Origin of the sequence: Mycobacterium adipatum (genome assembly GCF_001644575.1) — a bacterium.
In the GTDB taxonomy this organism is placed as follows: Bacteria; Actinomycetota; Actinomycetes; order Mycobacteriales; family Mycobacteriaceae; genus Mycobacterium; species Mycobacterium adipatum.
Genome location: NZ_CP015596.1, coordinates 4,037,018 through 4,058,938, shown reverse-complemented (window position 1 = coordinate 4,058,938; position 21,921 = coordinate 4,037,018). Strand labels below are relative to the sequence as shown.

Genomic DNA, 21,921 nt, shown 5'->3' with positions numbered 1-21,921 from the left:
TACGCGGGCTCAGAACTTGTAGTACGGCACCAATTCGTGGGCGCGCGCCAGGTTGACCTGGAGGCAATCGGGGCGGTCCGGCGAATGGATCGGGGAGTAGAACACCGACTGCTGCAGCACCCCGTAGCTCGTCTTGAACGCGATCATGCAGGTCACCCACCAGCGGTCGTTCCAGTCCGTCGGCTTCATGATCCAGAACTGGGCGGCCCGGTGTCCCGCGATATCGAGTTCGACGGCATCGGCGGGCAGCGTCGCCTCATAGGTCCGCCAGACGAACGCCTCGACGGCCATCTGATAGTTGCCGGCGTCGTAGTGACAGCGCAGACCGTCCTCGGGAACCGGTGGTGTCACCGCCAGTCCGATCCGCTGCACGACATCGAGCGGGATGTCCGCGCACGGGTCGAACGGCTTGGGGTCGACGGTTTCGATCACCGGCCACTTGATGGTGGTGGACACGTTCGTCATGGGGAGATCACCGGCGCTCACCTGCACCGGAGATCCGGTCGGATTGGCCTGCCAGACCACGATCACCGCCGCGACGAGCGCACCCAGCGCCGACAGCAGCCGTAGTTTGGCGACCATCACACCCCCATCACACGTTGCCGAACCCAATTGAGCCTTGCCGGGAGTGTACAAGCCTGCCCGCCGCCACCGGAGGAGTAAACGAGAACAGGTTCTAGTTGCTCGCATGAAGGACGGCCGGATACGCCAGTAGGCTGGTCTGTTGTGTCCATGCCGTCACGAGAACAACGACGACCGGTGCTGTGGGCGATCAGCGACCTGCACACCGGTCACACCGGCAACAAGCCGGTCACCGAATCGCTGTACCCGTCGAGCCCGGACGACTGGCTGATCGTCGCCGGCGATGTCGGCGAACGTACCGATGAGATTCGCTGGGCGCTGGATCTGCTGCGGAAACGGTTCGCCAAGGTGATCTGGGTGCCGGGCAACCACGAGTTGTGGACCACCAACAAGGACCCGATGCAGATCTTCGGGCGGTCCCGCTACGACTATCTGGTCGACATGTGCGACCAGATGGGCGTGGTGACCCCCGAGCACCCGTTCCCGGTGTGGAACGAGCAGGGCGGGCCGGCCACCATCGTGCCGATGTTCTTGCTCTATGACTACTCGTTCCTGCCCGAGGGAACCGCCACCAAGGCCGAGGGACTGGCACTGGCCAAGGAACGCAATATCGTCGGCACCGACGAGTACCTGCTCTCGGCGGAACCGTACGCCACCCGCGACGCCTGGTGCCGGGACCGGGTGGCGCACACCCGCAAGCGGCTCGAAGACCTGGACTGGATGACCCCGACCGTGCTGGTCAACCATTTCCCGCTGGTGCGCGAACCCTGCGACGCGATGTTCTATCCGGAGTTCGCGTTGTGGTGCGGAACGACGGCAACCGCGGACTGGCACACCCGCTACAACGCCATCTGCTCGGTGTACGGGCACCTGCACATTCCTCGCACCACCTGGTACGACGGGGTGCGCTTCGAGGAGGTTTCGGTCGGATATCCGCGAGAGTGGCGGCGCCGCAAGCCCTATCGTTGGTTGCGTCAGATCCTGCCGGATCCGAAGTACGCACCGGGTTACCTCAACGACTTCGGCGGGCACTTCGAGATCACCGAGGAGATGCGCGAGAACGCGCAGAAGATGTCGGACCGGATCAAGTCGAGGAGGGGCCTGTAGTGCTGCTTCCCACTGTCGTTCCGGATGCGGTGTCCACCGCCGAACTGTATGACGACCCGCCGGACCTGATGCCGTTGCCGGAGGAGGCGCCGCTGGTGGCCCGTTCGGTGGCCAAGCGCCGCAACGAGTTCGTGACCGTGCGCCACTGCGCCCGGATCGCGCTCGGCGAGATCGGAGTCGCGCCGGTGCCGATCCTCAAGGGGGAGAAGGGTGAACCGTGCTGGCCGGACGGCGTGGTCGGGAGCCTCACGCACTGTGACGGGTTCCGGGGTGCGGTGGTCGCACGCCAGGGCGAGATCCGGTCGGTCGGCATCGATGCCGAGCCGCACGATGTGCTGCCCAGGGGTGTGCTCGACGCAATCAGTCTGCCGATCGAGCGGTCGCAGCTGTCGACCTTGCCGACAGGCCTGCACTGGGACCGGATCCTGTTCTGCGCCAAGGAGGCAACGTATAAGGCGTGGTTCCCGCTGACTCACCGCTGGCTGGGTTTCGAGGATGCGCACATCACGTTCACCCTCGATTCGTCGGGCAGTGCGGGGACGTTCCGCTCCCGCATCCTCATCGACCCCGCCGCCGAGCAGGGCCCGCCGCTGGCTGCGCTGGACGGTCGCTGGTCGGTGGCCGACGGTATCGCGCTGACGGCGATCACGCTGTGAGCAAGCCGGTTCCGGTTCCGGCTCCGGGTTTGGTGGTCGTCGACAAACCGAGCGGAATGACCAGCCATGACGTCGTCGGCCGCTGTCGGCGCCTTTTCGGCACCCGCAAGGTCGGCCACGCCGGGACGTTGGATCCGATGGCCACCGGGGTGCTCGTCATCGGCATCGAACGCGCCACCAAGATCCTCGGCCTGATCACCGGCACCGACAAGTCGTATGCCGCCACCATCCGCCTCGGGCAGACCACGTCCACTGAGGATGCCGAAGGCGAGGTGCTGCAGACGGTCCCGGCCGAGCACATCACCGATGGCGAGATCGAGGCCGCGGTTGCGGGGCTGCGCGGCTCCATCGAGCAGGTGCCTTCGGCGGTCAGTGCGATCAAGGTGGCGGGGGAGCGGTCCTACAAGCTGGCCCGCGAGGGCCGCGCCGTCGAACTGCCCGCCCGGCCGGTGCACATCGCGCGGTTCGACGTGCGCGCGGTGCGTCGGGGCTCCGGCTTCACCGATGTGGACGTCGTCGTCGACTGTTCTTCGGGAACCTACATCCGGGCCTTGGCGCGCGATGTGGGCACCATGCTGGGGGTGGGCGGGCACCTCACCGCGCTGCGGCGCACCGCGGTGGGCCGCTACGGGCTCGACGAGGCCCGTACCCTCGACGAACTCGCCGAGGCGGCCCGGCTGTCCTACAGCCTGGACGAGGCGTGCCTGCTGGGATTCCCCCGCCGCGATCTCACCGACGCCGAGGTGCTCGACACCGGCCACGGCCGGGCGTTGGAGCCGGCCGGTATTCCCGGTGTGTATGCGGCCACCGCCGCCGACGGCCGGGTGATCGCGCTGCTGGAGGACGGTGCCACGCGCACCCGGCCCGTGGTGGTGCTGCGGCCGGCCACCCTCGCGGGTTGAATTCCCGGCTGTCCGGAAAGATCAAATCGCCGTCCGGTTCGAGCATTCACATGCGGTGTGCCCGGCCATAGCGTGCCGGTATGCGATTGCGGTCGTCGTGCCGTCGGATCACCGCGTTGCTGGCGGCCGGGTTGATGCTGTCCGGTTGTGGGCAGTGGCGCGGTATCGCCAACGTTCCGTTGCCGGGTGGTCCGGGCACTCAGTCGGGGCACTCGACGATTTACATCCAGATGCCGGAGACGTTGGCGCTGAACGCCAATAGCCGGGTCCGGGTGGCCGACGTGTTCGTCGGGCGGGTGCGCAAGATCGAGTTGAAGAACTGGGTGCCGCTGCTGACGGTGGATCTGGAGCCCGGGGTGCAGTTGCCCAGCAACGCGCTGGCGCGGATCGGGCAGACCTCGTTGCTGGGTTCTCAGCACGTGGAACTGGATGAGCCGGAGGATCCGTCGCCGGAGCCGCTGCGCAATGGGGACACGATTCCGCTGGAGCGCTCGTCGGCGTTCCCGACGATCGAGCGGACGCTGGCCAGTATTTCGGGCATCCTGACCGGTGGTGGTATCCCGAATATCGAGGTGATCCAGAATGAGGTCAATGCGATCCTGACGGGGCGCTCGGGGGAGATCCGGGAGTTCCTGAATCGGTTGGACACCTTCACGTTCGAATTGAATCAGCAGCGCCAGGACATCACCCGGGCGATCGATTCGACGGATCGGTTGTTGGCCATCGTGGCCGAGCGCAATGAGACGTTGGATCGGGTGCTCACCGAGTTCCCGCCGTTGATCCAGCATTTCGCCGAGACCCGGGATCTTTTCGCCGGTGCGGTGACTGCGTTGGGGCGGCTCAGTGCGACCGCCGATGAGACGTTGAGCAACACCAATGCCAATCTCAACACCAACCTGAAGAACCTGCAGCGCCCGTTGCGGGAGCTGGCGAAGGCCTCGCCGTACCTGGTGGGTGCGCTCAAGCTGCTGCTGACGACACCATTCCCGATCGACAACGTGGACAAGGTCATCCGCGGTGACTACATGAACGCCTCGGTCACCATCGATCTCACCTTGAGTGCGATCGACAACGGGTTCCTCTCGGGTACCGGTATCTCGGGCATGCTGCGGGCCCTGGAACAGGCCTGGGGCCGTGACCCGGCGACGATGATCCCGGACGTGCGCTTCACGCCGAACCCGAACAACGCGCCCGGCGGTCCGCTGATCGAACGGTCGGAATAGTGCTGCGCGCGCCTGCGCGGCACACACATCCGGATCGGTAGCCAAACCTCCACCCGTCGTCAGGCTTTCGACAGGTTCCCGCAGTGGAATTCAAAAGTGTCACGACGGCACCGAGCAATTCCGGAGGATCCCACCAGCCATGCGCCTTGTTTCCTGCCTTTCCGCGGGCCTGACGGTCATCACCGTCACGGCGGCCGTGCTCGTCAGCTCACCCACCGGCGTGGCCGACCCGCAGACGTCCGCCGGTCCCGCGTTGGAGCCCTTCGTCGTGGAGAAGGTCATCGACTTCGACTTTCCATCCGGTGTCAGTCAGGGAAACGCGGCCGAGATCACGCCCGACGGTGAGCATCTGATCGTGGAAATCGACACCGATGGCGGCTCCCAGGTGGCCATCACCGATCTGGCCGGCGATCAATACCGCTGCGTGACATGTGGTGTCGCCAAGAGCGCCACGAAGGTCACCGCTCTGGAAGACGGAAAGCGGATCTGGTTTGCCGAGGGAAGCAGCGGCGGCACCGGCAAGTTCACCTACACGATGTTGGAGTGCAGTCCGTCCATCTACGACTGCAACGACAGGAAGTCCACACCGGTGAAGTTCCCCTCCGGGGGCAGCCTGCTGGGCGGTCAGAATCGCGAGGCGAAGCCGGATCCGTACGGCGAGTACGTGACGTGGAATGAGGTCAGTCCGATCGAGGGAACCCGGATGAGTATCGCGAAGCTGGTGCGCGGTCGGGACACCTTTGACCTCGTCGAGCAACGGGTGTTCAGCCCCGCGTGGGACAAGAAGTCGGACTACGCCGCCGATCTGGTCGACGCCGCCCGTTTCTACGAGGGCGCGAGCTGGCACAACGGCGGCCGCACGCTCAAGTACCAGGCGACGAGCACGGGTTTGAACTACGACATCTACCTCCTCGACACCGCGAGCGGACAGCGTCGGCAATTGACCAACGACATCGACTACAACGAGCAAGGTGAGATCGCGCCGGACGGCCGCACCACCTATTTCACCTCGGCGCGCGGGCTGGATCGGATGACGGTGTTCACCCAGTTGGTACGGCCACCGCTGATCGACAGTGCAAGCTTCGGGCAGATCGGTCGGGTCGGTCTATGGAACAACCGTCGGTGCATGAATGAGCCTTGGGTGATGAATACCGCTGTCGGGCAGCAGCAGGGTGGTTACTCGGGTCAGCCGGTGATCATCGACCCGGCGTGGACGATCAGGGGTTGGAGTTGGTTCGCCGATTCGACCCGTGCCGTGGTCACCGAGCAACAGAAACCATCGGGCAGCGGGTCCGGTGGCGACCCGAACACGCCGCGGCGGACCAGCATCCTTCACTTTCCGACCCGAACTCCGACGCTGCCGCAGCCGCCCGTGCACCAGAACGCCGAGCAGATGGCCCAATGGTCGGTTCCGGTAAAGGATTTCAATCCTTTCATGGGGCGTCCTATGCCGGCCAGATTACTCAAGGGCAAGTCCGCCGGCTCGGCTCTGCTGTCCTACGTCGGTACGTATGCCTCCGGCACGTTCTCGGTGGTCTACAAGAACTATTCCGACGATGGTGAGACCTTCATCGACGGATTCGAGAAGATGGTGGTGGCGGCGGCTCCGATCGCGGCCACATGGAGTGCGGACCTGAAGAGCAGGGGTGTGCGCAAGGGGCATCTTCGAGGTTTGGTCGTGGTGGGTCCCGACAATTTCTACAAGGGAAAAGTCGAGTCCGTGATCAACGGGCGTGAACTTGCCGGCATTCCCACTCAGGCGAGTTGCCCCCCAGCGTCGCAGCCGAAGCTCGTTGTCGCCGCCGGATCGGGGGAAGGTCAGGTGCGGGTCACCGCCACGGTCCCCGGCGACGGGCAGGCGCGAGCGGTCCGCGGCGCGGTCGTGTCCACGGGCGGGGCGACGGCGACCACCGACGAACGGGGGATTGCCGTGTTGGATCTCGCGCCCGGTGCCTCGGTGACGGCCGAGGCGGGCGGCTTTCACACCGCCACCTACACCGTGACCGGGAACTGAGCAGGCCCTGGGCGGATGCCCCGAATGTGTGGTATTACATACAGGCGAGAATGTTTGTATATGTCGTCCGTGGAGGTTCTGTGTCGTATCCATCGCCGCGCAAGAGCGTCGGACCGCGCCAAGGCAAGCGGTGGGCCGCTGCGGTGGCCACCTCGACCACAGTGGCGCTTGTGCTCACCTGCGGTGGGGTCGCGAGGGCCGACGCGCCGTTTGGTGCGGACGCCCGGGAGGCGCTCGTCGTCGGGGGAACGGGCAACGGCACTCCCTCGGAGGAGATGATGCACCAGCTGCTCGAGCAGGGGATCATCAGTGACCCCGACCCGGTCGGGGTCGCCTACCCCGCCGACATCTGGCCGCTGCGTGGAGACTTGACCCTGGACCAGTCGGTATCGGTCGGAGTCGCGAATCTCGGCGCCGCGCTGTCGGAGGCACGTGGTCCCGTCGTGGTGGTTGGAATCAGTCAAGGCGCCGTGGTGGTCAACTATGAGAAGAGCGCGTTGCTCGCGCAGGCCGATCCGCCGCCGCCGCAGAACATCGTGTTCGTCACGATCGGCGATCCCACGAACAGTGACGGCGGCCTATTGGCGAAGCTTCCCCACGTTCACATACCGATTCTGGACGCGACGATCCCGAAGGCGTCCGTCGAAACGCCCTACGACACGATCGAAATCGTCCACGAGTACGACGGATATGCCGATTTCCCGGACAATCCACTCAACATCCTTGCCGTCCTGAACGCCGCGGCGGGCGTGATCTACGAGCACCCCAACAAAAGCGGTGTGGACCTGTCGGATCCGCGCAATGTCGTCACGGTCGACACCAATTCCCTCGGGGGCACCACCACCCACGTCCTGGTGCCGACCGACCAGCTGCCGCTGACGCGACCCCTGAGAACTTTGGGCGTACCCGACAGGTTGGTCGACCGACTGGATGCACCACTGCGACGGATCATCGATACCGGTTACCACGGCGAACGGCCCGCTCGGGCTAACCGACCCACGAGTCTGCAGGGCGTGCGTACCGATCGCAGCGCCCCCAGGCCGAGGATTGCCGGGGTCAAGGGACCGAAGACCGCCGGGGTCAAGGGACCCAAGACTGCCCGCGCCTGAACGGGACGGGTCGCAGTGTCCGAGCAACCCGCGGCGGTCGGTCCCGTTCACCTCGACGTGCCCGAGTGGGATACCGCCAGACCGATATCGACATGCCGACGCCTGCTCGAAGCGGCACGCACACAGGGGGTTACGCCGGACGTATGCCTCGACGGCACCGGTTTGTCGATGGCCGACATCCACGGGGGCGTCGGCGAGGTGCATGCCGCCCAGGAACTGGCACTGGTCCGCAACATCTTGGCCGTGGTGGCGGATCCGCACGCTCTGGCCAGAGCTGCGGGCAGCAGATACACCGTCGCCGATATGGGTGTCCTCGGCTATGCCATTCTCGCCAGTCCGACGATGGGCCAAGCTGTCGACACCGCGTGTCGTTACGCGGTGTTGTCGTCGACATCTCTGCGGCTGACCCGCCGTGATGAGGCGGGCGGCGCCGCGATCTATTTTGCGAATGACCACCTTCCCGTAGATGTGCGCCCATTTGTGCTCGAGCGGGACATGTATGCGTTGATCAATATGGCGCCGCTGCTGGTGGGTCAGCTGGCCGCGGATGCGGTGGTGCGCGTGGAATTGCCGGGAATCCAGGTGCCGCTGCAGAGATTGCGCCGCTTGCGGATCGAGATGGTGATCGACTCGGCGGCCGCCCGGACGATGATGTACATCCCGCGCGCTCTACTGGGCCGGCCGATGCCCGCGGCGGACGCGGTCACCGCTGCCGAGTGCATCCGGCAGTGCGATGAGCTGATGGCCGCCCGCCGGTGGCGGCGCGGGCTGGCGGGACCGGTGCGCGAGCGGCTGTGCCGGGAACCCGGCAATCTGCCGTCGATGGCAGTTCTTGCCGCCGAACTGTGTGTGTCCGAGCGCACGCTGCATCGGCGGCTCGCCGACGAGAACACCAGTTACCGGACGCTCGTCGATGAGGTCCGCGCGAAGCTGGCCTCGACGCTGTTGTCATCGGACGTTGCGGTGCACGAGGCCGCCGAGCATCTCGGATACACCGAGGTCGCGGCCTTCACCAGGGCCTTCAGCCGTTGGACCGGTGAGACGCCCAGTGCCTTCCGGCGGCGTGCGCGCGGTGATCGCCACCGGTGAGCTTCGCGGACATGTCGGCGTCAAACCGTGTGGGGTCGCCCCGGATGTCGCTGCGTGGTGGACAATGGCGGCACCTCGCGGCCATGGGTGTACCTGCCGGTCAGCCTGCGGGGGCGCCATCACCGGCGCAGGACGACAGGATGGGGGAGGCGACTGTGCCTTCTGGGGGACAGACCCGGCGGACTCAGGCCGAGCGCACCGCCGCGATGCGCACACGGTTGCTGGATGCCACTGTGCAGTGTCTGGTCGCATACGGTTATGCCGGCACCACCACGGCGCGGGTGGCTGAGCTTGCCGGAGTCACCAGGGGCGCCCAGGTGCATCATTTCGGGTCCAAAGAAGATCTGGTCGTCGCGGCGATCGAGCACCTTGCCCAGCAGCGGGCGCAGAGTGCCATCACGCAGCTGGGCCGGGTGCGCACCAATCCCGACCCGATCTCGGCCATCCTCGATTTCATCTGGGAAGAGCATCAGGGCCCCGTGTTCGTGGCCACGTTGGAGTTATGGGTGGCCGCCCGCACGGATCCGACGCTGGCCCGCGAAATCGACCGCGTGGAGCCGATTGTGAACAGCACCCTGGTGGCGGCGATCGCGCAGCTGGTGCCCGACGAGGCCATGCAGCGAGACATCCGCAACGTGGTGTACACGGCGATGGATGCTCTGCGGGGCATCCTGGTGGCAAGCTTCTTCGACCAGGATGCCGGTCGCGCCCGACGGCGGTGGGAGCGCGCCTGCGAGAACATCCGACGCATCGCCACCGACGTCCTCGCCTAGTTGTTTACATACAACATGGTTGGTATCTTTCCCTGGAGCGCGGGCGCAGGCCATGCGGATGGGAGAGCGGCGCAGTGGGATCACACGATACGGATGCGCTGCTGGTAGTCGGGGCACCGGTGCCGGGGCGGGCGGCCGAACCGGCGGACGACATGACGGCCGAGGACGTCATCGACACGGTAACCGCCCTGCGCGCAGCGGCCCCGCAATGGGCGGCTCTGCCCCCGGCGCAGCGAGTGCGGTGGCTGTGCCGGTATCGCGACTGGCTTCTCGACCATGAGCCCGAACTCGCCGTGTCGCTGCAGGGCGAAACCGGAAAGCCCTGGGCCGAAGCCCATCTCGAGACCCCCTACATCGTCGACGCGATCAATTACTACGGGCGCCTGGCGCCGGGTCAGCTGCGCACCGCGCGGGTGGCCAGGCATGGGCTGCTGGCGCTGGGAAAGTCTCAGCTGCTGAACTGGCAGCCCTATCCGGTCGTGGGCATCATCACGCCCTGGAACTTTCCGCTCGGACTATCCCTGCTCGACGCGGTGCCCGCATTGCTCGCCGGCGCGACGGTGGCCATCAAACCGTCGGAAGTGACACCGGCTACGGTCGCCCGGGCGGTGCGGGGTTGGTCGGAGATCGGTGCGCCGCCGGTGCTCTCGGTGTGCAACGGCGGAGCTGCGGTCGGGGCGGCCCTCGTCGACAACGTCGACTATGTCCAGTTCACCGGATCCTCGGCCACCGGCCGGGCGGTGGCCCGGCGCGCGGCGGACCGGCTCATTCCGTGCGGTCTGGAACTCGGCGGCAAGGACGCGATGATCGTCCTGGCCGACGCCGACCTCGAACGGGCGGCCAATGCCGCCGTGTGGGGTGCGATGGCCAATGCCGGTCAGATGTGCACGTCCGTCGAGCGCGTGTATGTCCATGCCGACGTGATCGACCGCTTCGTCACCTTGGTCACCGGCAAGGTGGGAGCCCTGCGCACCGGCAGCGACCAGCAGTCCTACCAGGTCGACGTCGGCCCGCTGATCACCCGCGACCAGTATCGAATCGTCTCGGCACAGGTCGAGGATGCGCTCAGTAAGGGCGCACACGCGGTGACCGGCGGTCCCGGTGCAGCGGCGCTGGACGCACGATCGGGCGTGTATCCGCCGACCGTCCTTGTCGGTGTCGATCACTCGATGAGCTGCATGCGCGACGAGACGTTCGGGCCGGTGCTCCCGGTGATGCGGTTCAGCGTCGACTCCGAGGCGATCGACCTGGCCAACGACTCCCGTTACGGTTTGTCGGCGACGATCTTCTCGGCCGATATTGCACGCGCACAACGACTGGCAAGCCGACTGAACACGGGCGCGGTCAACATCAACGACGTCTTCGCCAATCTGTTCACGCTGGCGCTGCCGCAGGGTGGTCGTGGCGAATCGGGCATCGGCACCCGCAACGGACGTCATGCGATCTACAAGTTCTGTCGACCGCAGGCGATAGTCGCCACCCGGACGCCGCTGCGCACGGAGCTGACGTGGTACCCCTATGGGCCGCTTCGCGGGGCGATCGTGCATCGCATCGGTAGACTGATCGGCGGTCGGGATCTCGCGCGAAGACTGTGGCGGTGAGCACGATTCGGGCCGCTCGGTATCGGTCGTGAGGAGCAGTTGCCGGACATGTCCACATCGGTGCTGATCGTCGACGATGACGCCGGAATCTGTGATCTGCTCGAATGTGTTCTGGAACTGTCCGGATACGCGGTCGTGCGCGCCGGCAGCGGTGCCGAGGCGGTGGCCGCTGCCGCGGCCACCCCGGTCGATCTCGCGCTGATCGATCTGGGGCTGCCGGATGTGGACGGCGCGAGCCTGATTCCCCGGATCCGGGGGTACCACGCCGCGGCGGGGATCATCCTGTTGACCGCACGCAACGACATCGAGTCGAAGGTGGAAGCGCTGCGCGGCGGCGCCGACGACTATGTCACCAAGCCCTTCCACCCCACCGAGGTACTGGCCCGGATCGAAGCGGTGTTGCGTCGCTCTCGCAGCGGCGACAGCGATAGCGACGGCGAGTGCGTGACCTACGCCGATCTGACGGTGGACATGCAGCGGCTGACCGTACAGCGCGGACAGCAGGCGGTGGCGCTCACGCCCACCGAGTTGCGACTGCTCGTCTATCTGATGCGCAATGCCGAACGGGTGGTGTCGCGCGGACAGATCCTCGATCAGGTGTGGCAGTACGACTTTCGCGGCGAGGGGATGGTCGTCGAGAAGGTGGTGTCGAATCTGCGCAAGAAGATCGATGCCGGCGGTGAGCCGCTGATTCATACGGTGCGCGGTTTCGGTTACTCGCTGCGCCGGTGCGCCGGTTGAGGCAGCGCCGCCGATCGTTGCCCATCGTCGGACGGTCCGCAAGCCAGGCGCCGTCGATGGTCGCGACCGTGCGAAGCCGGACCCTGGCCATCGTGTGTATCGCCGTGCTGCTGATCTCGGTGGCTGCGGTCGTCGGGCTTGCCGCACTGCTCAACGTCTACACCCGAAGTCAGGTCGACCTGGCGGCACGCGTGCTGGGTCATCTCGGCGCACAGGGGCAGACGGTGGCCATCGACCCGGACCAGTTCGCGGCACGAATGTCACGGACCGCGACGATCGTGTTCGCCGCCGACCGTGGCCGGCGTGCAGTGTGGCAGACCTCGCCGACGGAACTGGCACCGGCCGAGCTCGATCGGATGTTGGGCGCCGTGGCGGCCGGCGGCATCGTCGATGTCCCGTTGAACCATCAGATGGTCAAGGCGCAGCTGGTGCGGTTCGAACATCCGGTGTTGATCACGAGCGCGGCCACCGGCGAACTTGTCTCCGCAGATTCGGCCGTCATCGCCTTGGGCACCCGATCGTCGACAAAGTTGTTGTGGGTGATGGTCGGTGCGTCGGTGCTGATCTCGGTGGTGACGATGATCGGTGCGGCGGTAGCGATCACGCTCGTTGTCCGACGGACGACCCGTCCGCTGAGCACGCTGACCGATCTGGTGGCCACGCTCGGAGAGCGTCCTCCGACCGGTGCCATGCGCCGGGTCCGTCAGAGTGCGGGCAAGTACCGGGAGTCGGCGACGTTGACCAACGCCATTGCCGCTCTGGTGGATCGGCGGGCCAGGACGGAGACCGAGCTGCGGGACTTCATCGCCAATGCCTCCCATGAATTGCGGACGCCGCTGACGAAAATTCAGGGCTGGTCCGAGCTGCACTTCCAGCGCCCATCCCAGATCGAGCACACCGAACGAGCCATGCGCAGCATCGTCGAGGAATGCGACCGGATGCGCAGCCTGCTGGACCAGTTGACGTTGCTGGCCCGCGTCGAAGCGCCCCAACAGCTGCCGACCGAGCATGTTGAGGTGTGCGCGCTATGCGCAGTCATCGCCGAGGATGTCGCCGTCATCGCGCCGGACCGCACGGTCACCACCGCCATTCCCGACGAAGAGCTCTTCGTGTCCGCCCACGCCGACCGACTGGCGCAGGTACTGCGCAACATCGTGAGTAACAGCCTGGCACACGGCGGCCCGGCCGCCGATATCCAGATCACCGTCGAGGCTGACCCGGACACGGTGCGCATGGTGCTCGCCGACAACGGTGACGGTATCCCGGCCGGCGATCGCGAACGCGTTTTCGAACGGTTCTTCACCAGCGCCGACGGTGGCGTGGCGGGCAGCGGACTCGGCTTGGCCATCGTGCACGCGATCGTCACCGGCTACGGGGGTTCGGTGGTGCTGCAATCCGAGCCGGGCTGTGGGACGCAGGTGACGGTGACGCTGCCCCGCGTCGGCGCGGCACCGACGTCGTGACCATCGACAGGTATTCGTCAACAAGCCTTCCAGTCATCCTCAGATCGAAGCAGTCCACTGATCGGTGGACGATGCAGTTTCCTGGGTGACCCGCCCGCGCTGCGTTCGCCGCACCGCCAAAGGAGGCTGAAAGTGTCGTTCGTACTGTATCGATCCGCGATGGCCACGGGGCTGGCCGCCGCCCTGCTGGCCGGCGTCGGCGTCAGCGCACCAACGGCGCTCTCAGAGCCCGACAGCGCACCGGCGGCGCCGGCGTTGGAGCCGTTCAGCATCGAGAAGGTCATCGAGTTCCAGTTGCCCGACGGCGTGCGGGCACACACCGCAGACCTCAGTCCCGATGCGGAGCATCTGTTGGTCGAAGTGGTGGTGGACGGCAAGACCCAACTGGGGGTCACCGACCTGGAGGGTGCCGGCTACCAGTGCATCTCCTGCGGTGCGGCCACCAATGTCACCAAGGTCCTGGCACTGGCGGACAGCAAACGCATCTGGTTCGCCGACACCTCCGGCCAGCAGTCCACCGACGACCCCGGCAGCGGTGGAACGGGCAGCATCAATTACTCACTTCTGGAGTGCGCGCCGTCGATCTACGACTGCCAGGAGAAGACCGCCACCAAGGTCAAGTTCCCGTCCGACAAGCGCAACCTTCCGGCGCAGAACCGCGAGGCCAAGCCCGATCCGCATGGCGAATACGTCTCGTGGAACGAGGTCTCGGCGGTCGAAGGCACCCGGATGAGTATCGCCAAGTTGACCAAGACCGCCAAGGGCTACGAGTTGACCGAGCAGCGCGTCTTCAGCCCGGTATGGGCCAAAAAGTCTGACTACGCTGCGGATCTCGCGAATGCGATGCGCTTCTATGAGGGCGCGAGTTGGCATGAAGGCGGGCGAATCCTGAAGTACCAGACGACCTCGACCGGCCTCAACTACGACATCTACCTGATGGACACCGCGACCGGCGAGCGTCGACAGCTCACCACCGACCTCGACTACAACGAGGCCGCCGATGTGGCGCCCGACGGAAAGAGTGTGTACTTCACCTCGGCACGTGGACTCGATCGGATGGACGTCTTCACCGCTCTGCAGCGCCCGTCCTTGATCGACAGCGGGGCGTTCGGTCAGATCGGCCGGGTGAGTCTGTGGAACAACCGCCGGTGCATGAATGAGCCGTGGCTGATGTCGATGGACCCGGGTCAACAGCTCGGGGGCTACTCGGGGCAGCCCATCGTGATCGACGCGGATTGGACCATCCGGGGCTGGAGTTGGTTTCCCGATTCGACCCGAGCGGTCATCAACGAACAGCAGCGCCCGGCCGGCGCGGACGGGCCCGGAGCCCCCGAAACACCCTGGCGCACCAGCATCATCAGCTTCGGAACCCGCAAGCCGACGCAGCCCCTGGCGCCGGTGCACCAGGACCCGGAAGCGATCGCCACATGGTCGGTCCCGGTCAAGGACTTCAACCCGATGATGGGACGGCAAGTTGCCCTGCGGGTCTTGAAGGGTAAGCACTCCGGTACGGCCACTGTTCAGTACCTCGGCGCCTACGCCATCGGCTCCTACTCGGTGGTCTACAAGAACTATTCCGATGACGGGAAGTCCTTCCTCGACGGAACCGAGAAGATCGTGATCCCGATCGCCACGTCGGGAGCCGAGTGGTCGGCCAATCTCAAGGGCCGCGGCGAGCAGTCCGGATACCTCAAGGGAACGATCAAAGTCGGTTCACAGAACAAGTTCTCGGGCGATGTGTCCGCTGAGGTCAACGGGAGGAAGTACACCGGCGTCCCGACGCAGTCCGATTGCCCCACCATCGACAAGCCGGTGTTGAAGATCGCCGCGGTCGATGGCGGAATTCGGGTCACCGCCGAACTTCCCGAGGATGACACCGCCCGTCCGGTGCGGGGTGTCAAGGTCACGGCGGGCGCCTCGAGTGCCACCACCGATGATCGCGGATTCGCCGAGATCGATGCGCCGGCCGGCACCACCGTCGAGGCCAGTGCCGGTGGATTCCAGAGTGCGACAGAGCGCATCGCGGCGTCCTGAGCCGGTCGTGAATCATGAAACCTCTGGCGGCACTGTTGACCGCTCTACTGGTGCTGACGGCACCCGGCGCTGCGGTCGCCACCCCCGGGCCGACCGATGCCCAGGACGTCACCCGTCTCGTGCACGCGGTGGCCACGGCCGAGCAGCAGCTGAACGACCAGCAATTGCTGATGGGTGGCGAGCGGGAAAAGGTGAACCGGGCCGTGGTCGGCGCGCAGCAGGCCCTCGTGGAGGCACGCACCGCGCAGCGCGCAGAAGACGCAGCCGGCACCGCGTCGATGGCGGCGCATCGGCAGCTCGAACGAGCTCAGGATGAGTTCGACGACTTCGCTGCGGCGGCCTATATGAACGGCCCGTCCGCTGCTGGACTGCTGGGCGGCGATCCTGAAGAGGTCATCGAGAATGCTGTTCAGATGCAGGCGATCTCGCTTCGGCAGCGGGCCGCTACCGGGGCGCTGGCGGCGGCGCAGCAGGTACGCGAGGATGAGCATCGCCGCGCCCGTGAGACGGCGGCGCGCGCCCAACGTGCGGTCGCGGTGGCGGCTGACCGTCGAGATGAGGCGGTGCGCTCGCTGGCGGATGCGCAACGGACGCTGGAGGATCGCCGGCGCGCGGTTGCCCAGCTGGTCGCCGAACGCGACGCGGCGCAGGCCGCGTTGGATGCAGCCGTCGGTGCAGCCGGCGCGGCCGTGCCCGGATCGCAGGGAGCCCAGATCACCTCGGCGGTGCGTGAGCCCGCCGAGGTGATAGCGCGGTTGATGTCGGTCGCCGAGGAGTCGGTGCGCGAGACCAGCGCGATGGGCAGGGCGTTTCTGGCCCAGCTCGGCCAGGTGATGCCGCTGGAGAGCGCGCGCACCGGCATGAGCTACGGGCAACTTCCCACCGGTGTGGGTAGGCGTGCCAGCGAAGTGGTGATTGCCCGCGCGCTTTCGCAGCGCGGCATCGCCTATTCCTGGGGTGGTGGAGGTGCATCCGGTCCGACCCGGGGCATCGATGGCGGCGAACACATCGTCGGTTTCGACTGTTCGGGACTGATGATGTACGCGTTTGCCGGAGTCGGGATCGCGCTGCCGCACTATTCGGGCTCGCAGTATGAGATGGGCGTCCGGGTCCCGGTGGCGCAGATGCGCCGTGGCGACGTGCTCTTCTACGGGGAGAACGGGGGACAGCACGTCGCGCTGTACCTGGGTGACAACCTGATGGTGGAGGCTCCCAACGCGGGGTCGGTCGTGCGGGTCTCACCGGTGCGGCACGCCGGGATGACGCCCCACGCCGTGCGCTATATCGATTTCTGAGCCGTTCGACCCAATTGGCAGTTGTGCAAATTCCTTGCGGAGCGTGTGGCCGCTCAGTAACCTCCGAGATGAAACATGCGTATCGGAATGTATGTAACAGTTGCAGTCGTGTCTACCTGGAGGTTTTCTCGTGTTCAAAGGTTCTGAAGCCGGTTCCGCCGATGCCGTCGCCCACACCGAGCCCGGCCTGGCGCCCTGGGTGGACCGGGCGGCACATGCCGGCAAGTACGGGTCGGTGACGCTGGCGGCGGCCGCTGTGCTCGCGTTCGGGCCGGCTGGCGGTCTGGCGTATGCCGACTCGCTGGATGCCGACACCGACACCTCGACCAGCTCGCCGTCGTCGAAAGCGGGAACTGGCGGCGCGGCCGCACCCGCGGAGGCCGACGACACCGACGGCGACGACGCCAGCGACAGCGAGGACACCGACACCGACGACACCGGCATCGAGGACACCGACAGCGACGACACCGACAGCGACGACACCGAGGACGCCGACGACAGCGACGACACCAACGACGTCGACACCGACGACGGCGATGCCGACGAGACCGACGGTCCGTCCGGTTCGCCGAACATCGACCACGACGCCACCGGCGCCGACCGTTCGGATCGCGAACCGGAGCTCGTGGAGAGCACCACGGAACTCACCGACGGTGGCGTTACCGCGCCGCCACGGCAGCCCGCGTCCGAAATCGGCACTCTGCCGACCATCCCCGTGACACCGGTGCCCGTGGAGTACCCCGTGCAGAGCGTGTACCACGAGGATGCCGCCGCGGTCGGGGCGCCCGAGGTCGAGTCGGGTGCCGGGCAGCCGAGGTTGGTTGCCGTGGCCGCGTCCGTGGATAGCCCGTTGCTGGACACCCGGCCCGCCGGCGCGCCGGCCGAACCTCCCTTCGTGGCAGCACTTCTGGAGTGGGTGCGCCGGTCGTTCTTCAATCAGTCGCCGGAGTTCCGCGATGATCCCACCACCGTGCAGGGCACCTACGGGGTGGTCACCGGTCAGATCGGCGCGGTGGACCCCGAAGGCGATCGCATCTTCTACAAGGTCGTCAAGGGTCCACAGCACGGCACCGTCACCATCGATCCGCAGACCGGGACCTTCACCTACACACCGGATCTGGACTTTGCCCAGGCAGGCGGGACCGACACGTTCGTGGTCCGGGTCACCGACAATATCTTCAGTTTGCGTGACCTCGTCAGGCGAGACCACGGCAATCCCAGGGCGGGGATCTCGTTGCACGTCGAGAGCATTCTGCCCAGCGGTGAACGCTTCATCGTTCCACTGCCCGATGACATCCTGCAGCCGCAGAATGCGGTCTTCACCGCGGATGGAACGGGTCTTGTCTTCCGTGCCACGCCCCAAGGCGGTACCCGGTCGGAGATCTACCGAGTGAATCTGGACGGCACGGGCCTGGCCTGCCTCACCCTGGGACTGGCCCCGGAGGTCACCGTCAACTTGTCCAAGCCGTTTGTGTTCGACGATGGCAACCGGGTGCTGTTGAGCGCGGGCACACAGTCGGACACCGGCGGAGAGACCGCGGAGCACTACATCCTGGAATGTGCCGGCGGGGTCAGTTCCTGCGGCGTCGGCTCGGCGCTGCTGAAGATCAACGTGCCGACCGCGGTCGCACCGGGTGTGACCGTGGTACAGAAGCAGCGTGAGTTGAGGGTGGCACCCGACGGCGAGCACGTCGGCTTCACCCAGCTGCTGGCGGCCGGACCGGCCACCCAACTGGTCGCCTCGGTCGGTACCCTCCAGCGCACCGAAACGGGATATGACGTCGTGGACGCGCGGGCGGTGTATGTCGGGGGTGAGCTGAAGAATTTCACCCAGGACGGTTCGGGTGTCATCGTCACCGACTTCTCCGGCAAGTACGAGGCCGGCAATGCCGACAACGTGCTGGTGGATCTGCGCACCGGTCAGGTGTCCCGACTCACCGCCAACCTCGACTACGACGAATCGGTGGACATGTCGCCCAACGGTGAATGGCTGGCCGTGGGAAGCTCGCGCACCAAGGACTATCTGACTCCGATGTCGCAGATCGTGCGGCCCACCTTCGTCCCGGCCTATGTCGTCTTCCCGACATTCCAGGCAAAGAAGGGCACGCTCAACGAGGCCTGGGTGGTGTCGCGCGAGGACGAGTTGAATCGGGAGAACGGCCTGTTCCTCGGCGATCCCACCGGTGCGTACAACTCTGTGCCCGTGGCGAACTGGAGTCCCGACGGGACCAGCGTCGCGTTCTGGGAACGGAGCACCACCGACCCGACCGACACACGGCTGGTCGTGGCCGAGTTGCGAAATATCGACGGCGGCACCATGCCCGCGGGCAACGCGACTCCCGATACCTCGTCGTGGGCTCCGGCGCTGGCGACCGTGGTCCCCAAGGCGACGCCATTAGAGCCGGCACGCGAGGGTCGCGTGGGCGGCCGGGCCGAGGTCACCACCACCAAGGTCGGCAATATCACCACGACCACGGTCACCTACGTCGACTTCGAGGACGAGGCAGGAATGATCCTCAACGGAACGGAAACGACCACCAACAATCCGAGCCTCACCAACATCACCTACACCGCGAACATCGTCGTCAGCGGCGCTGACGGCAGCGACCGCGGCTATCTGCGGGCGAGCAACGTCACGATCGCCAACCAGCTGTCCATGACCGGCACGATCGAATCCTCTTTGGACGGTAACCATCTCACGATGGGGACGCCCGCCTGATTGGCGCTTGATTAGATACAAACCAGACGGTATGTTTTAGGTACCGGAGAGAAAGCGAGAATCATGCCCAGAAAGACCTACGTCATCGGTGTCGGGATGACGAAGTTTGAGAAGCCTGGCGCGATCGAGGGCTGGGACTACCCCGACATGGCCCGCGAATCGGGCACCAAGGCGCTGGCCGATGCCGGCATCGACTACCGCGAGATCCAGGAGGCCTATGTCGGTTACGTGTACGGCGAGTCCACCTCGGGGCAGCGGGCGGTCTACGAGCTGGGGCTGACCGGCATTCCGATTGTCAACGTGAACAACAACTGTTCCACCGGCTCCACCGCGCTCTACCTGGCGGCGCGCGCGGTTCGCAGCGGACTCGCCGAGTGTGCGTTGGCTCTCGGGTTCGAGAAGATGCAGCCCGGATCGCTCGGGTCGACCTACGACGATCGCGAACAGCCGATGGCCAAGCACTTCTTGGCGCTCGCCGAGATATCCGAGGTGCTCTTCCCGCCGGCACCCTGGATGTTCGGCGCCGCGGGACGCGAGCACATGCAGCAATACGGTTCGACCGCAGAACATTTCGCAAAGATCGGGTACAAGAACCACAAACACTCGGTCAACAATCCGTACGCGCAGTTCCAGGACGAATACAGTCTGGACGACATCCTGGCGTCGCGGATGATCTACGACCCGCTGACCAAGCTGCAGTGCTCGCCGACATCCGACGGGTCCGGGGCTGCGATCCTGGCCAGTGAGGACTTCGTCGACAAGCATGGATTGGCCGACCAGGCCGTGGAGATCGTCGGCCAGGCGATGACCACCGACTTCGAGAACAGTTTCGACGGAAGCTGCAAGGCGCTCATCGGATACCATATGAATGTTGCTGCCGCGCAACAGGTTTACGACCAGTCCGGGCTCGGTCCCGAGGATTTCCAGGTCATCGAGTTGCACGACTGCTTTTCCGCCAACGAACTGTTGCTCTATGAAGCCCTCGGCCTCTGCCCCGAAGGCGAGGCGGCGAAGCTCATCGACAACGGTGACACCACCTACGGCGGTCGCTGGGTCGTCAACCCGTCCGGTGGCTTGATCTCGAAGGGTCATCCGCTCGGTGCGACAGGTCTGGCCCAGTGTGCCGAACTGACCTGGCAGCTGCGCGGCACCGCGGACAAGCGTCAGGTGGACAACGTGACCGCCGCGCTGCAACACAACATCGGGCTCGGCGGCGCCGCCGTCGTCACCGCCTATCGGCGCGCACAGCGCTGATCGTCCAAACACGCAAAAGGAGAACACCAATGGGACATATCGAAGCAACTCGCGAGCTGACCGCCGGACCCGGCGATCTGTGGGCGACCGTGGCGGACCCGCAGACCTGGGACAAGTGGTTCACCGTGCACGACAAGTGGCTGGACGAACCGCCCAGCACGCTCACCGCCGGCGTGAAACTCAGCGCCAAGATCGTCATGCTGGGCATGGCCAACAAGATCGACTGGACCGTCGAAGAGGTCGAAGCGCCCGGGCGCCTCGTGCTCAGTGGAACCGGAATGGCGGGCGTCAAGGCGCGATTCACCTTCACCATCGAGCCGGCCGGCAACGGTTCTCGATTCACCGTCGCCGGTGACTTCGAGGGAGCGCTGGTCAAGGGGGCACTGGCCAAGGCGGTCGAGAAGGACGGTGTCAAGCAGCTCGACAAGAGTCTGGACGCTCTGGACGCACTGGCTCGGGCGTCGGCATGACGGTGACCAACAACGTGACCAGCGATCCGGAGCTCGTCTTCGATGACAGCGGGCTGAACACCTGGACCGACGAGGAGCGCTTCGAGGTCACCGGGGACCGCCTCGCGGAGTACGCCGCTGCCACCAACGATCCGATCGCCGCGCACCGGGCGGGGCACATTGCGCCTCCGGTGTTCGCCATCGTGCCGGTGTTCGAGGCGCTGCTGGTGCCGGCGGTCGATGTGCTGCCCGTCGAGTTGATTCCCAGGGTGGTGCACGGCGAACAGGATTTCCACTTCCATCGGCCGATCAAACCCGGTGACCGGCTGGTCTCGCGCGGCAAGATGATCGGTTACGAAGGTCTCGAGAACGGGACCCGGGCGGCGATCTACCTCGAATGCCGCACCGAGGACGGGGAATTGGTCAACGAGCAGTATGTGACGACCTTCGTGCGTGGATTCGACGCGGGCAAGGCGGTCGGTGAACTGAGCCCCAGTCACCGCTTCGACGACGCACTACGTGCCCACCCACCCGTCGCCACCGTGACCCAGCATGTCGACGACGATCAGACCTTCCGCTACAGCCCGGCCGCGGGTGACCCGATGCCGATCCACCTCGACGAAGAGGTGGCCCGCGACGCCGGCCTGCCCGGCATCATCGCGCACGGGCTGTGCACGATGGCCTTCACGTCGTGGGCCGTGCTGACCGAGGTGGCCGGCTCAGACGTGCACCGGCTCAAGAGATTCGCCGTGCGCTTCTCGAAGATGGTGCTACCCGGCGACGACCTGACCACCACCATCTGGCGGAAATCCGGCGCCGATGGCATCACCAGCTACGCATTCGAAACCGCACGCGGAGCCGACCTCGTCATCACCGACGGGTTGGCCGAGATCGCCGAGGAGGCATAACA

The 21,921-nt window shown here is 65.9% G+C and carries 18 protein-coding genes; 17 read left to right on the top strand and 1 reads right to left on the bottom strand.

Annotated features, from left to right (window positions below):
* Window positions 1-9 precede the first annotated feature (9 nt).
* Window positions 10-582, bottom strand: coding sequence for a DUF3558 domain-containing protein (locus tag A7U43_RS19280; protein WP_067998475.1), 573 nt, complete (start codon window positions 580-582; stop codon window positions 10-12).
* Window positions 583-732: 150 nt separating this feature from the next.
* Between A7U43_RS19280 and A7U43_RS19275 the strand changes: the two genes are divergently transcribed.
* The 17 genes from A7U43_RS19275 to A7U43_RS19195 all read left to right on the top strand — a co-directional run bounded on the left by A7U43_RS19275 (window position 733) and on the right by A7U43_RS19195 (window position 21,919).
* Window positions 733-1,689 (top strand): metallophosphoesterase family protein, encoded by a 957-nt coding sequence (locus A7U43_RS19275; RefSeq protein WP_067998473.1) that lies wholly within the window; start codon window positions 733-735, stop codon window positions 1,687-1,689.
* Window positions 1,689-2,345 carry a 4'-phosphopantetheinyl transferase PptT gene (pptT, locus tag A7U43_RS19270; protein WP_067998471.1) on the top strand — a complete coding sequence of 219 codons (657 nt, stop codon included), beginning with the start codon at window positions 1,689-1,691 and terminating at the stop codon, window positions 2,343-2,345. Before A7U43_RS19275 ends, pptT begins: the two co-directional genes overlap by 1 nt.
* A 56-nt stretch (window positions 2,346-2,401) precedes the next feature.
* On the top strand, window positions 2,402-3,247 hold the full coding sequence (gene truB / locus A7U43_RS19265; protein WP_068003183.1) for a tRNA pseudouridine(55) synthase TruB: 846 nt from the start codon (window positions 2,402-2,404) through the stop codon (window positions 3,245-3,247).
* An 80-nt stretch (window positions 3,248-3,327) separates the two neighbouring features.
* Window positions 3,328-4,470, top strand: coding sequence for a virulence factor Mce family protein (locus A7U43_RS19260; protein ID WP_067998469.1), 1,143 nt, complete (start codon window positions 3,328-3,330; stop codon window positions 4,468-4,470).
* 139 nt (window positions 4,471-4,609) lie between these two features.
* Window positions 4,610-6,484, top strand: a complete 1,875-nt coding sequence (locus A7U43_RS19255; RefSeq protein WP_067998467.1) for a hypothetical protein — start codon at window positions 4,610-4,612, stop codon at window positions 6,482-6,484.
* Window positions 6,485-6,627: 143 nt separating this feature from the next.
* A complete protein-coding gene (locus A7U43_RS19250; RefSeq protein WP_067998465.1) occupies window positions 6,628-7,593 on the top strand; it encodes a PE-PPE domain-containing protein in 966 nt (321 codons plus the stop codon).
* Between the two features lie 168 nt (window positions 7,594-7,761).
* Window positions 7,762-8,682 carry a helix-turn-helix transcriptional regulator gene (locus A7U43_RS19245; protein ID WP_082902213.1) on the top strand — a complete coding sequence of 307 codons (921 nt, stop codon included), beginning with the start codon at window positions 7,762-7,764 and terminating at the stop codon, window positions 8,680-8,682.
* 206 nt (window positions 8,683-8,888) lie between these two features.
* On the top strand, window positions 8,889-9,455 hold the full coding sequence (locus A7U43_RS19240) for a TetR/AcrR family transcriptional regulator (protein ID WP_231963703.1): 567 nt from the start codon (window positions 8,889-8,891) through the stop codon (window positions 9,453-9,455).
* Between the two features lie 74 nt (window positions 9,456-9,529).
* The gene (locus tag A7U43_RS19235) at window positions 9,530-11,056 is read left to right on the top strand and encodes an aldehyde dehydrogenase family protein (protein ID WP_231963355.1); all 1,527 of its coding nucleotides are present in this window, start codon (window positions 9,530-9,532) and stop codon (window positions 11,054-11,056) included.
* 48 nt (window positions 11,057-11,104) lie between these two features.
* Complete coding sequence (locus tag A7U43_RS19230) at window positions 11,105-11,797, top strand: response regulator transcription factor (RefSeq protein ID WP_067998461.1); 693 nt, start codon at window positions 11,105-11,107, stop codon at window positions 11,795-11,797.
* Between the two features lie 68 nt (window positions 11,798-11,865).
* Window positions 11,866-13,260, top strand: a complete 1,395-nt coding sequence (locus A7U43_RS19225; protein ID WP_197499873.1) for a sensor histidine kinase — start codon at window positions 11,866-11,868, stop codon at window positions 13,258-13,260.
* A gap of 132 nt (window positions 13,261-13,392) precedes the next feature.
* Window positions 13,393-15,294: a carboxypeptidase-like regulatory domain-containing protein gene (locus A7U43_RS19220; protein ID WP_156525962.1), complete on the top strand. Its 1,902-nt coding sequence runs from the start codon at window positions 13,393-13,395 to the stop codon at window positions 15,292-15,294.
* A gap of 14 nt (window positions 15,295-15,308) precedes the next feature.
* The gene (locus A7U43_RS19215) at window positions 15,309-16,589 is read left to right on the top strand and encodes an NlpC/P60 family protein (RefSeq protein WP_067998456.1); all 1,281 of its coding nucleotides are present in this window, start codon (window positions 15,309-15,311) and stop codon (window positions 16,587-16,589) included.
* A gap of 130 nt (window positions 16,590-16,719) precedes the next feature.
* On the top strand, window positions 16,720-19,308 hold the full coding sequence (locus tag A7U43_RS19210; RefSeq protein ID WP_082902212.1) for an Ig-like domain-containing protein: 2,589 nt from the start codon (window positions 16,720-16,722) through the stop codon (window positions 19,306-19,308).
* Window positions 19,309-19,371: 63 nt separating this feature from the next.
* Window positions 19,372-20,562 (top strand): lipid-transfer protein, encoded by a 1,191-nt coding sequence (locus tag A7U43_RS19205; protein ID WP_067998454.1) that lies wholly within the window; start codon window positions 19,372-19,374, stop codon window positions 20,560-20,562.
* A 29-nt stretch (window positions 20,563-20,591) separates the two neighbouring features.
* The gene (locus A7U43_RS19200; protein ID WP_067998452.1) at window positions 20,592-21,032 is read left to right on the top strand and encodes a type II toxin-antitoxin system Rv0910 family toxin; all 441 of its coding nucleotides are present in this window, start codon (window positions 20,592-20,594) and stop codon (window positions 21,030-21,032) included.
* Window positions 21,029-21,919 carry a MaoC/PaaZ C-terminal domain-containing protein gene (locus A7U43_RS19195; protein WP_067998449.1) on the top strand — a complete coding sequence of 297 codons (891 nt, stop codon included), beginning with the start codon at window positions 21,029-21,031 and terminating at the stop codon, window positions 21,917-21,919. Before A7U43_RS19200 ends, A7U43_RS19195 begins: the two co-directional genes overlap by 4 nt.
* The last annotated feature ends 2 nt before the right edge of the window (window positions 21,920-21,921 follow it).

Coding starts and splice junctions, on each gene's coding strand:
- A7U43_RS19255 (WP_067998467.1), top strand. CDS start 4,610: ATGCGCCTTGTTTCCTGCCTTTCCGCGGGCCTGACGGTCATCACCGTC.
- A7U43_RS19205 (WP_067998454.1), top strand. CDS start 19,372: ATGCCCAGAAAGACCTACGTCATCGGTGTCGGGATGACGAAGTTTGAG.
- A7U43_RS19260 (WP_067998469.1), top strand. CDS start 3,328: ATGCGATTGCGGTCGTCGTGCCGTCGGATCACCGCGTTGCTGGCGGCC.
- A7U43_RS19245 (WP_082902213.1), top strand. CDS start 7,762: ATGGCCGACATCCACGGGGGCGTCGGCGAGGTGCATGCCGCCCAGGAA.
- A7U43_RS19200 (WP_067998452.1), top strand. CDS start 20,592: ATGGGACATATCGAAGCAACTCGCGAGCTGACCGCCGGACCCGGCGAT.
- A7U43_RS19215 (WP_067998456.1), top strand. CDS start 15,309: ATGAAACCTCTGGCGGCACTGTTGACCGCTCTACTGGTGCTGACGGCA.
- A7U43_RS19275 (WP_067998473.1), top strand. CDS start 733: ATGCCGTCACGAGAACAACGACGACCGGTGCTGTGGGCGATCAGCGAC.
- truB (WP_068003183.1), top strand. CDS start 2,402: ATGACCAGCCATGACGTCGTCGGCCGCTGTCGGCGCCTTTTCGGCACC.
- A7U43_RS19280 (WP_067998475.1), bottom strand. CDS start 582: ATGGTCGCCAAACTACGGCTGCTGTCGGCGCTGGGTGCGCTCGTCGCG.
- A7U43_RS19230 (WP_067998461.1), top strand. CDS start 11,105: ATGTCCACATCGGTGCTGATCGTCGACGATGACGCCGGAATCTGTGAT.
- A7U43_RS19240 (WP_231963703.1), top strand. CDS start 8,889: ATGCGCACACGGTTGCTGGATGCCACTGTGCAGTGTCTGGTCGCATAC.
- A7U43_RS19195 (WP_067998449.1), top strand. CDS start 21,029: ATGACGGTGACCAACAACGTGACCAGCGATCCGGAGCTCGTCTTCGAT.